The sequence below is a fragment of the Dokdonella sp. genome (genome assembly GCF_036518555.1).
Classification (GTDB): domain Bacteria; phylum Pseudomonadota; class Gammaproteobacteria; order Xanthomonadales; family Rhodanobacteraceae; genus Dokdonella_A.
In genome coordinates, this window is the sequence record NZ_DATDMY010000219.1 from 1 (window position 1) to 11,344 (window position 11,344).

The following is an 11,344-nucleotide window of genomic DNA, read 5'->3' on the forward strand; positions in this document are numbered from 1 at the left end:
GAAGATGAGGTCGACCAGGCGATACGTCGTCAAGCGCTGCGGCGGCAGGATCAGGCCGTACGGCGAAAGATCCTCGAGGCGCACGTCGCGCAGCTTCGCCAGCGGATGGTCGAGCGGCGTGATCAGCATCGGATCGTAGGAATGCACCGGCTCGTAGCTGAGGTCGTTCGGCACGTCGAGCATCGAGCCGACCGCGAAATCGACCTGGTCCGAACGCAGCAGCGCGAGCCCGTCCTTACCGGTCACGTTGTGCAGCTGGAGCTTCACGCCCGGATGCTGCTCCCGGAATGCCGCGACGAACCCGGGCAGCAGGTACTGGATCGTCGACGTGCCGGCGGCGATGTGCAGTTCGCCGCCGGCAAGGCCCGAACGCAGCGCGTTGAACCGGTGTTCGAGCTGGTCGAGGCCGTCGACGAGCGGCAGCGCGAGGTCGTACAGCGCTTGACCCTCGCGCGTTGGCGCGACGCGCCGACGGCGACGCTCGATGAGCGTGGCCCCGAATTCCTGTTCGAGCGCGCGCAGCTGCAGGCTGACCGACGGTTGCGACAGAAACAGGGCTTCCGCCGCGCGCGACAGCGTGCCCAGTTTCACGATCATGCAGAACGCGCGCAACTGCTTGATGCGGCTGCCCTTGTAGTAGAACCGCGGCGGTTGTGCCGTGCCCTCGCCCCGACCTGTGCGGGCGCTCGAGCGCCGTTCGGGCTTGCGCGCACTGCGCGTTCGGTCCCGGCTGCTGCCATTTCCCTGCTTCATGTGCGGAGTCAGAGACTTGCTCGACATTTGATTTTGTCAATGTATCGCATTGAAACGTCTGGTTTGTCAAAGCCGGTGCGCCGAGCCTAGGCTTTGCGCACCGCACAACGAGATCGACCCGTGAACGCAGCGGTGAACCATCTACCCCAGGCCCGACTCCGGGACGCGCTCGACCCGCGCCACGCCGCCGTGCTCGATGCCGGCGCAGTCGCGTGGCTGACCGACCTTCATGAACGGTTCGATGCGCGCCGACGCGCGCTGCTCGCCGCGCGCCGGGAGCGCCAGGCGCGCTTCGACGGCGGCGAACTGCCCGACTTCCTGCCCGAGACGCAGGCGATCCGCGATGCCGACTGGCGTGTCGCGCCGATCCCGACCGCGTTGCAGGACCGGCGCGTAGAGATCACGGGGCCGGTCGACCGCAAGATGATCATCAATGCGCTGAACTCGGGCGCGAACGTGTTCATGGCCGATTTCGAGGACTCGACCGCGCCGACGTTCACGAACCTCCTCGATGGCCAGCTCAACCTTCGCGATGCGGTCATGGGCACGATCGACTACCGGTCGCCGGACGGTCGCGTGTATGCAGTCGGCTCCGATCCCGCGGTGCTCGTCGTGCGACCCCGCGGCTGGCACCTGCCCGAGCGCCACCTGGAGATCCGCGGCGAAGCGATTTCAGGCGCCCTCTTCGACTTCGGCCTGTTCGCGTATCACAACGCGATCGCGCTGTATGCACGCGATCGTGGCCCGTACTTCTACCTGCCGAAGATCGAAAGCCATCGCGAAGCGGCGTTGTGGAACGACGTCATGGACCACGCCGAGGCCGTGCTCGGTCTCCCTCACGGCGCGATGAAGGCGACCGTGCTGATCGAGACCCTGCCGGCCGTGTTCGAGATGGACGAGATCCTGCACGCGCTGCGTTCGCGGATCACCGGCCTCAACTGCGGACGCTGGGACTACATCTTTTCGTACATCAAGACGCTGCGCGCGCACCGCGATCGCGTCCTGCCCGAGCGCGGCCAGGTGCTCATGACCGTGCCGTTCCTGCGGCACTACTCCGAACTCCTGATCCGCACCTGCCATCGGCGCGGCGCCTTCGCCATGGGCGGCATGGCCGCGCAGATCCCGATCAACCACGACGCCGCGGCGAATGCCGCCGCGCTGGCGAAGGTGCGCGCGGACAAGCTGCGCGAGGTCACCGCCGGGCACGACGGCACCTGGGTCGCCCATCCGGCGCTCGTCGCGGTCGCGCGCGAGGTATTCGACGCCCACATGCCGACGCCGAACCAGCTGCACGTCGTGCGCGCGGACGTCGTCGCCGACCGCGACGCGTTGCTTGCGCCGAGCAGCGGCACGATCACGCGCGCGGGCTTCGATGCCAACGTCGAGATCTGCCTGCGCTATCTCGCCGCGTGGATCGACGGCCAGGGTTGCGTGCCGATCCATCACCTGATGGAAGACGCCGCGACCGCGGAAATCTCGCGCGCGCAGCTGTGGCAGTGGCTGCATCATGCCGACGGCGGCAACGCCGCGCCGCTCGCCTTCGACGACGGCGCGCCGATCGACCTCGCGGCATTCGACGCCTCGCTGGAAAAGGCGCGCGCGCTGCTCGCCGCGACCGCGATGCCCGGCCCGTCGCGCGTCGCCGAAGCCGGAACCCTGCTTGCCCGCCTCACGCGCGCCGACGCGCTGGCCGAGTTCCTGACCCTCGAGGCGTACGACCTGCTGCGCGACCGCTCTTGACCGCAAGCGCGACGCGGCCGTTCCCGGCCGCACCCCTCCCATCGCAAGCCCGCTTCACCCACCGAGGTATGCCATGAAGACGCAAATGCCGACCGCCGAACAGATCGACCTGGACTGGAGCAACAACCCGCGCTGGCAGGGCGTCAGGCGCAACTACACCGCCGCGGATGTCGTGCGCCTGCGCGGCACCGTCGCCGTCGAGCATTCGCTCGCGCGCCTCGGAGCGGAGAAGTTGTGGAATTCGCTGCACAAGGAACCCTTCGTCAACGCGCTCGGCGCGCTCACCGGCAACCAGGCGATGCAGCAGGTCAAGGCGGGCCTCAAGGCGATCTACCTGTCCGGCTGGCAGGTCGCGGCCGACGCGAACGTCGCCGGCGAAATGTATCCGGACCAGTCGCTCTACCCGGCCAATTCGGTGCCGATGGTCGTCAAGCGCATCAACAACACCCTGCTGCGCGCCGACCAGATCGCCCACGCGGAGGGCAATGACGGCGTCGATTACCTGCAGCCGATCGTCGCCGACGCCGAGGCCGGCTTCGGCGGCGTGCTCAACGCGTTCGAACTCATGAAGGCGATGATCGAAGCCGGCGCCGCGGGTGTCCACTTCGAGGACCAGCTCGCCTCGGTCAAGAAATGCGGCCACATGGGTGGCAAGGTGCTCGTGCCGACGCGCGAAGCGGTCGAGAAGCTCAACGCCGCGCGTCTCGCCGCCGACGTGTGCGGCGTGCCGACCCTGCTCGTCGCACGCACCGACGCCGAAGCGGCCGATCTCATCACGTCCGACATCGACGACAACGACAAGCCGTTCACGACCGGCGAGCGCACGGTCGAAGGCTTCTACAAGACGCGCAAGGGCCTCGACCAGGCGGTCAGCCGCGGTCTTGCATACGCGCCGTATGCGGACCTCGTCTGGTGCGAGACGGGCAAGCCCGATCTCGCCTTCGCGCGCGCGTTCGCGGAGGCGATCCACGCGAAGTATCCCGGCAAGCTGCTCGCGTACAACTGCAGCCCGAGCTTCAACTGGAAGAAGAACCTCGACGACGCGACGATCGCGAAGTTCCAGAAGGAACTCGCCGCGATGGGCTACCGCTTCCAGTTCATCACCTTGGCGGGCTTCCATGCGCTCAATTACTCGATGTTCAACCTCGCGCACGGCTACGCGCGGCGGCAGATGAGCGCGTTCGTCGAACTGCAGGAGGCCGAGTTCGCGTCGGCCGAACGCGGCTTCACGGCGGTCAAGCACCAGCGCGAGGTCGGCACCGGCTACTTCGACGCGGTCACCCAGGCGATCCAGCAGGGGTTGTCCTCGACCACGGCGCTCGCGGGCTCGACCGAGGAGGAGCAGTTCCACGGCGCAGCGCCGCGCGCGGCGGCCTGACCTCGGGCTTGCGAACAGGCACACGAAGACCGCCGCGGGGAGAGCGGCGGGCTTCATGTTCCGGAAGAGAGGGCCGGAAGGTGCAGCCGACCGGCATCGGAACGGCCGGGAGAGAGGGACCCGGGCAGCTGGGGAGTGCCCCGGGTCGAGCCGTTCCGATGCCGGCCGTGCCCTGGATTGCCGCAAGGACGCGGCCGGGAGCCAGGGCGGCTGGCAGGTCTAGCAAAGCAAGAGCCGGGCCAAACCCGGGCGAGTCTGCCGGCACGCCGTGACGGCGCGAAGACGCGCCGCCGCGCCGCTCTGCGGCCCGCGCCATGCTCTCGCAGCGTCCGCAACCTGCCTCGCACACGTGACGGGCGCTTGGCTCACAGTCGGAATAGCTGTTTTCTTACGACACTCCGTGTCACTCCATGCCAGCCGACTCTCGACATGGGGTACCATCCCGCCATTGGTCGGGCCCCGAGGGGAGGTTCGAGTGTCCAGCGACAAGGTTGAGTCGACCAGCGAACTCGCGCGCACGCTGTCCGCGACCCCGCTGCGCCCGTCGCTGTTGCCCCGTCAGTTGTCCGAAGAGGAATTCGCGCTGTTCGCGCGGGTCGGCATCGCGCGCGAGGTGAGCCAGGGCGAGGTCATCTTCCGCCGCGGCGAGCTCGGTCGCAGCATGTTCATCGTCGAAGCCGGCCAGGTGCAGCTCGAATTCGGCGACGGCCTGCCCGACAAGCTCATCGGCGCGCGCGAGTTCTTCGGCGAGCTCGTGCTGTTCATCGGCAGCCATACGCGCGTGGCCAACGCGGTCGCGTTCGGGCCGGCGACCCTGCGCATCGTCGACCAGGAGACCTTCGAGCACCTCATCGCGACCGAGCCGCGCCTGCTCGCGCAGTTCATGCGGCGGTCGTTCTCGTACCTCGTCGCGAGCGAGCAGCAGCTCATCCAGAGCCTGAAGCGCCGCAACGAAGACCTCATGGTCACGCTCGATTCGCTGCGCCAGACACGCACCCAGCTCTCGACCGCGCAGCGCCTCGTGCAGACCGACGAACTTTCGGGCCTGTGCAACCGGCGCGGCCTCTACATGTTCCTCGAGCGGCTCGGCGAGCATCGCCTGCCCGGCACCGTGCTCGCGCTGCTGCTCGTCGATCTCGACCGTTTCAAGCAGATCAACGATCGCTGCGGCCACCTCGTCGGCGACCAGGTGTTGCGCGCGATCGCCGAAGAAGTGCAGAACGCGGCGTCTTCGGTCGACGTGCCGTGCCGCCTCGGGGGCGACGAATTCGCGTTGCTCATGCAGGTCACCGGCGAAGAAGAACTCTGTGCGCGCGCGACCCAGATCATCAGCGCGGTGCGCGCACTGCGTTTTCCCGGCTGCAAGGACAGCCTCGCCATCACCGTCAGCGTCGGCGGCAGCCTCTGCGGCGAACACGCCGACTGGGCCGTCTGGTACAGCGATGCCGACGCCGCCCTGTACGAAGCGAAAGGCCGCGGCGGCGACGGCTATCACGTGGCGGTCCCCGGCGGCGTGCGCTGCGTCGTCTGACACGAGGGCTTTCCGCACGCGGGAGCGACCGCGCAAGAGCGCGCATGCGGTGCATGCCGGGTCGCACCGGTCCAGGACGCGCGGCCAGCACGGCGCGCCGCAAGGCAGTCAGGCATGAACGCATTGCTCAACCCGTCGCCCGCACCGACACCGCAAGCCGCAGCGATCCCGCTGCTGCGCACGCTCGTGCTGTGCGACATCGTCGACTCGACGGCGTTGACGCAGCGCCTCGGCGACCAGCGTGCAGCGGACCTGTTCCGCAAGCACGATCGCCTCGCGCGCGCACTGCTGCAGGCGCATGGCGGCCGCGAGATCGACAAGACCGACGGTTTCCTGCTCATGTTCGAGCGGCCGGTGCAGGCGGTCGCGTTCGCGCTCGACTACCAGCGCGCCTTGCGCGACCTCAACGAAGCGGAAGGCAGCACGCTCGCAACGCGCGTCGGCATCCACGTCGGCGACGTCGTCGCTTGGGACAACAGCCCCGAGGACATCGCGCGTGGCGCCAAGCCGATCGAGGTGGAGGGCCTCGTCAAGCCGATCACGTCCCGCCTGATGCAGCTCGCACTGCCGAACCAGATCCTGCTTTCCGGCGTCGCGCATGCGCTCGCGCACCGCGCCCAGGGCGAACTCGGCGAGCGCCTGGAGACCGTCCGCTGGCGCACGCACGGTCGCTACCGCTTCAAGGGCGTGCCCGATCCGATCCCCGTGTTCGAGGTCGGCGAAGAAGGCTTCGCGCCGCTGAGGGCGCCCCCGTGGTCGGGCAAGGCGCACCGCGAAGTGCCCTTCTGGCGCCGGCCCGCGACGCTGGGCATCGAGCTCGCCGCGTTGCTGCTCGTACTCGCGATACCCGCGTGGTACGTGTTCAAGCCTAACCCGGCGATCGCATTCGCCAACCGCGACTGGGTCGTCGTCGGCGACCTGAACAACCTCACCGGCGACACGCGTCTGGACGAGTCGGTCGATACCGCGTTCCGCATCAGCCTCGAGCAATCGCGTTACGTCAACGTGCTCTCCACGCTCAAGGTCCGGGAGACCGTCGCCTTGATGCGGCGGGATCCGAAGCATACCCCGATCGACCGAACGGTCGGCGCTGAAATTGCGTTGCGCGACGGCGCGCGCGCACTGATCCTGCCGACGATCGCCGAAGTCGGCGGCCGCGTGCGCGTGACCGTCGAAGTCGTCGATCCGCAGACGCTCACGACGGTGTATTCCGAATCGGTCGACGGTGTCGGCGAGGATTCGGTCTTGCCCTCGCTCGACCAGGTGAACCAGAAACTTCGCGTTCGCCTCGGCGAAGCCGTCGTCGCCGTCAGGGAGACGTCGAGTCCGCTGGAAAAGGTCGCCACCGACGATCTCGATGCATTGAAGGCGTACACGCTGGGCATGCAGAAGGAGAACGCGGGCGACTACGGCGACGCGCTCGCGTTGTACCGCCAAGCGGTCAAACTCGATGCGCAGTTCGCCTTCGCGCGCGTCGCCATCGCGCGCACCTATTTCGGCGCCGGCGACAACGCGGCGGCGGAGAAGGAACTCGACGCCGCGGTCACGATGAAGGATCGCCTTCCGGTCCGCGACGCGACGTATCTGGAAGCCTGGCACGCGAGCCTGGTCGCGCCGGCGACGTCGCTGCAGAAATGGCGCCTGCTGTCCACGATGTATCCGGATTTCTCGTCGGGGCAGGGTATGTACGCATACCTGCTGTGGCAGCAGCACAACCGCTATGCCGAAGCGATCGGAGTGATCGAGAAGAGTCTCGATTCACCCAATACGTATCGATCGCTCGGCTTCTACCTGCTCGGCGTCCTCTATCTCGGCATGGAACGCTACGACGACGCGCTGCGCCAGTTCGGCCGCGCGGAAGAGAACGGATTTGCCGACACCGGATTCCATGCGGTCGCCCTCGCGGTCCGGCGCAAGTTCACGGAAGCGGACGAAATCATCCGGCGAAGTCGTGATTCGGGCGTCGCCGGCATGGATTCCGGTCGTGAACGGCGGCGAGCGCTGTTCGCGCTGGATCAGGGTCGGGTCGAGGAAGCCGTCGACGTCCTGGCCGCCGCCAGCAAGGGCGTCGAGGCCGCCTCGCAGGAACAGGAAGCGCTGGACGTCATTCGGCTCTCCGCCGCGGCATTGCTCGGGCCGGTGCCCGCGGCGGACCTGCGCACGCGCCTGCGGCCGTCGACGCGCAGCCGTCCGGTCGGATTCGACCGATTCGATGCGGATTTCCGGCAACTGGTGGTCGCGTATCTTGCCGCGCGCCAGAAGGACGTCGACCTCGCGCTCGCGACGAAGGTCGAGTCGGTGGAAGGCTTCCCGATGCTTTCGGCGATGAAGAAGCTCGTCGATGCGCAGGTCGCGATTGCCCAAGGCAAGCCGGCGGCCGCGACGAAGCTGATCGAGCCGATGATCGACGGTGACGAGCCCTATCTCGCGCACATCGTGCTGATGGACGCCTATGCCGCAGCCGGCGATGCGAAATCCGCGATCATTCAAGCGAACTGGCTGTCGACGCATCGCGGTCGCGCCTACACGGAATACAACTCCAACTGGTTGCTCACCGCGTTCTACGTCGGCCAGTCGGACCTCGCCTTGTTGCGCGCCGCCGAACTCCATGCGCAAAGCGGCGACGCGACCGCCGCGCAGCGGTCGCTGTCGGAATTCAGGCAGGCATGGCCCGCCCCTGCGCAGGGCGTGCGCGCGCGAATCGCCGCTCTGGACGCGTCATCGCATTGAACCCGTCGAGGTCGGCGCAGGTGCTCCGGCACCGCAACGATATCGTCCGTGTTCGGCGGTCAGATCTTTGCCTGCGGCGGATGCATGGTCAGGTACCGCCCGACCGCGTCGGCCTGCAGCTCCTTCAGCGCCGCCTCCATTTCCGCGGCACCCGCGAGCTTGCACGACGCCAGGCAGGCTGCGGGCAGGTTGACGATGGTTTCGTGCGGCACGCCGATTTCCGTCAGTGCCGCCGCCGGCTTCTCCTCGTAGCGCAGGCGGAAGGCCTCATTGGTCGCCAGTTCGCGCAGCAAGAGCAGCCCCTGTGCCTTGGTCAACGTTGCGTCACTCATAACTTATTCCCCCTGTCAAAGTGTCGAGAACCAGTGCCGCTAACAATCCAATGCGACTAAAGCACACTCTATGCCAACCCTCTTCCGCTCCGCAACGATCCGGCCCGGCGCGCGTGGTCGACCGGGCGACCGGAGCCGGGTCGCGGACTACAATCGCCACCTTCCAGGTCGCCCACCTTACGCATGCGTCTGCGCCGCTGTGCTCATCTGGTGATCGAGCCGCGTGAGCGGCTCAGCTTCGACCTGTCCTTGCTCGCGGGCGGTGCCAGCGGCGTGCGACACGTGGTCGACCTCGTCGCGATCGTGCCCCACGCGCCTGCGGTAGAGGTCGAACTCTCCGCGGACGAAGCCGCACTCGCGCTCGCAGTGTCCTCGGCCGAGTGGAGCACGGAAGACGAACTCGCGCAGCTCCACGCGCCGGCCCTGCTCGCTTCCCTCAGGACCAAGGACGTACTTGTCGCCGAAGGCAGCGACGCCGACCGACGCGATCGCGTCGTCCGGGCCGCGCACTGGCGTCCGCTCGCGGCTGCGGCGCACTACGCTTCGCGCTGGCAGGGCGTCGACGTCGAGCAGGCCGGACGCGATCTCGCCGAAAACACGCGTTCGGCGCTCGTCGACCATCTCGGCGAAGCGCCGCCGGTCGTGCGCGAACGCTGCCGGCCGGACGAACGCGTGTCGCTCGAGCGGCAGGCGCCGACCGCACTCGACGCGCTGCTCGACCGACGGGTCACGTGCCGCAACTTCGATCGCACGCGTGCGCTGTCGCTGGCGCAGTTCTCGTCCGTGCTGTATCGCACCTACGGCGCGCGTGCGGTGGACGAGTACGCACCGGGCGTGCACCTGTTGAAGAAGGGAGTGCCGTCCGCGGGCGGGCTCCATCCGACCGAAGCCTACCTGCTCGTGCAACGCGTCGACGGCGTGGCGCCGGGCCTGTACCACTACCATCCGGTCGACCACGCCCTGGAGCCGCTGCGCCTGGTCGACGCCGAAGAAGCCGCCGCGCTCGCGCGCCGCTTCGTCGCGGCGCAGGCCTGGTTCGTCGATGCCCACGTGATGGTCGTGCCGACGAGCCGTTTTGCCCGCACGTTCTGGAAGTACCGCAGGCATCCCAAGGCGCACCGCGCGCTGATCCTCGACGTCGGACACCTGTCGCAGACGATGTATCTTGCGGCGACGGAACTCGGTCTTGGCGCGTTCATTACGGCGGCGGTGAACGAAGTCGACATCGAGCAGGCGTTCGATCTCGATCCTTTGGAGGAAAGTCCGCTCGCCGTGACCGGGTTCGGCCTGCGCGGAGCGGAACGCAACGAGATGGAATTCGATCCGCTCCACGCAGTCTGGCCGGCCACGTAGACGGTCGGCAGGCCGCCAGCCCGGCAGGCGCATCGATCCGGCGAAGCAGCGGCGGTAACCGTTTACGTGCGCAACGCTGGCCATCCGGCGCGGAACGGGCGCAAAATGGTGCGAATGCAGCAGAGGGGCGGCAGACAGGGTGACTGCTGACGAGTCAGCGCGGATCGACGGAATCGCCGGCAGCACGACGTCGGTGCTGCGCACGCTCGTGCTCAGCGACCTCGTCGATTCGACCGCGCTCGTCGAGCGCCTCGGCGACCAGCGCGCCGCCGACCTGATCCGCAAGCACGATCGTCTCGCCCGCACGCTCATGCAGCAGTTCGGCGGCCGCGAGATCGACAAGACCGACGGCTTCCTGCTCGTGTTCGAGCGGCCGATCCAGGCGGTCGCCTACGCGCTCGCCTACCAGCGCGAACTCGGCGACCTCGGCGCGCAGGAAAAGATCGAGCTCGCCGCGCGCATCGGCATCCACGTCGGCGACATCGTCGTCTGGGACAACGACGCCGACGACGTGCGTCGCGGCGCCAAGCAGACCGAGGTCGAAGGCCTCGTCAAGCCGATCGCGGCGCGCCTCATGGGTCTCGCGCTGCCGCGCCAGATCCTGATGTCGGGCACCGCCTACGACATCGCACACCGTGCGCAAGGCGAGCTCGGCGAAAAGCTCGCGCGGGTGCGCTGGCGCACGCACGGGCGCTACCGTTTCAAGGGCGTGCCCGACCTCGTGCCCGTGTTCGAGGTCGGCGAGGAAGGCATCGCACCGCTGCGCGCGCCGGCATGGACCGGCAAGGCGCATCGCGAGATGCCGGTCTGGCGCCGCCCCGTGGCGATCGTCGGCGAGATCCTCGCGTTGCTCGTGCTCATCGCGGTGCCGGCCTGGTATTTCCTCAAGCCCGCGCCGGCGATTGCATTCGCCAATCGCGACTGGGTCGTCGTCGGCAGCCTCAAGAACCTCACCGGCCACCAGGTCTTCGACGACTCGCTCGAGGCCGCATTCCGCGTCGGCCTCGAACAGTCGCGCTACGTCAACGTCGTACCGCAACTGCAGGTACGCGACGCACTCAAGCGCATGGAACGCGACCCGGGCGGCACGGCCATCGATCGCGCGGTCGGTTCGGAGATCGCATTGCGCGAGGGCGCACGCGCACTCGTGCTGCCGACCGTCGCCGAGATCGGAGGCCGCGTGCGCATGACCGCCGAAGTCGTCGATCCGCACACCCAAACCTCGGTGTACAGCGACTCGGTCGACGCCGACGGCGAAGAGTCGATGCTGCCGCGCATGGACGAGCTGCTGCGCAAGATGCGCGGGCGCCTCGGCGAATCGCTCGCCTCGGTGAGCGAGGCGTCCAAGCCGCTCGCACAGATCACCACCGGCAACCTCGACGCGCTGCGCGCGCTCGGCAAGGCCGAGGAAGAATACGGCAAGGGCAAGATCAACGACGCGATCGTGTTGCTCAAGGAGGCGCTGAGGCTCGATCCGAAGTTTGCGCTGGCATGGACGCGCCTGAGCACGATGCAATATGCCTACCT

General features: G+C 67.9%; 8 protein-coding genes. 6 read left to right on the plus strand and 2 right to left on the minus strand.

Annotated features, from left to right (window positions below; all coding sequences use genetic code 11):
• Positions 1 to 753, minus strand: a 753-nt coding sequence (locus tag VI238_RS12335; RefSeq protein ID WP_331651771.1) for a LysR family transcriptional regulator, incomplete at its 3' end; no start/stop codon positions are given.
• A gap of 120 nt (positions 754 to 873) precedes the next feature.
• Here VI238_RS12335 and aceB point away from each other — a divergent pair.
• From aceB to VI238_RS12355, 4 genes are all read left to right on the plus strand, one after another.
• Complete coding sequence (gene aceB, locus VI238_RS12340) at positions 874 to 2,493, plus strand: malate synthase A (RefSeq protein ID WP_414650062.1); 1,620 nt, start codon at positions 874 to 876, stop codon at positions 2,491 to 2,493.
• Positions 2,494 to 2,566: 73 nt separating this feature from the next.
• Positions 2,567 to 3,871, plus strand: a complete 1,305-nt coding sequence (gene aceA, locus VI238_RS12345; protein ID WP_331651773.1) for an isocitrate lyase — start codon at positions 2,567 to 2,569, stop codon at positions 3,869 to 3,871.
• A gap of 475 nt (positions 3,872 to 4,346) precedes the next feature.
• On the plus strand, positions 4,347 to 5,402 hold the full coding sequence (locus VI238_RS12350; RefSeq protein WP_331651775.1) for a GGDEF domain-containing protein: 1,056 nt from the start codon (positions 4,347 to 4,349) through the stop codon (positions 5,400 to 5,402).
• Positions 5,403 to 5,516: 114 nt separating this feature from the next.
• Positions 5,517 to 8,132 carry a putative peptide modification system cyclase gene (locus VI238_RS12355; RefSeq protein WP_331651777.1) on the plus strand — a complete coding sequence of 872 codons (2,616 nt, stop codon included), beginning with the start codon at positions 5,517 to 5,519 and terminating at the stop codon, positions 8,130 to 8,132.
• A 59-nt stretch (positions 8,133 to 8,191) separates the two neighbouring features.
• On the opposite strand, the gene VI238_RS12360 is transcribed toward VI238_RS12355, so the two are convergent.
• Positions 8,192 to 8,464, minus strand: a complete 273-nt coding sequence (locus VI238_RS12360; RefSeq protein ID WP_331651779.1) for an NHLP-related RiPP peptide — start codon at positions 8,462 to 8,464, stop codon at positions 8,192 to 8,194.
• 183 nt (positions 8,465 to 8,647) lie between these two features.
• Between VI238_RS12360 and VI238_RS12365 the strand changes: the two genes are divergently transcribed.
• Both VI238_RS12365 and VI238_RS12370 read left to right on the plus strand, forming a co-directional pair.
• The gene (locus VI238_RS12365) at positions 8,648 to 9,817 is read left to right on the plus strand and encodes a putative peptide maturation dehydrogenase (RefSeq protein ID WP_331651781.1); all 1,170 of its coding nucleotides are present in this window, start codon (positions 8,648 to 8,650) and stop codon (positions 9,815 to 9,817) included.
• Between the two features lie 139 nt (positions 9,818 to 9,956).
• Positions 9,957 to 11,344 (plus strand): putative peptide modification system cyclase (locus tag VI238_RS12370; RefSeq protein ID WP_331651783.1); only part of this gene is annotated, 1,388 nt, incomplete at its 3' end.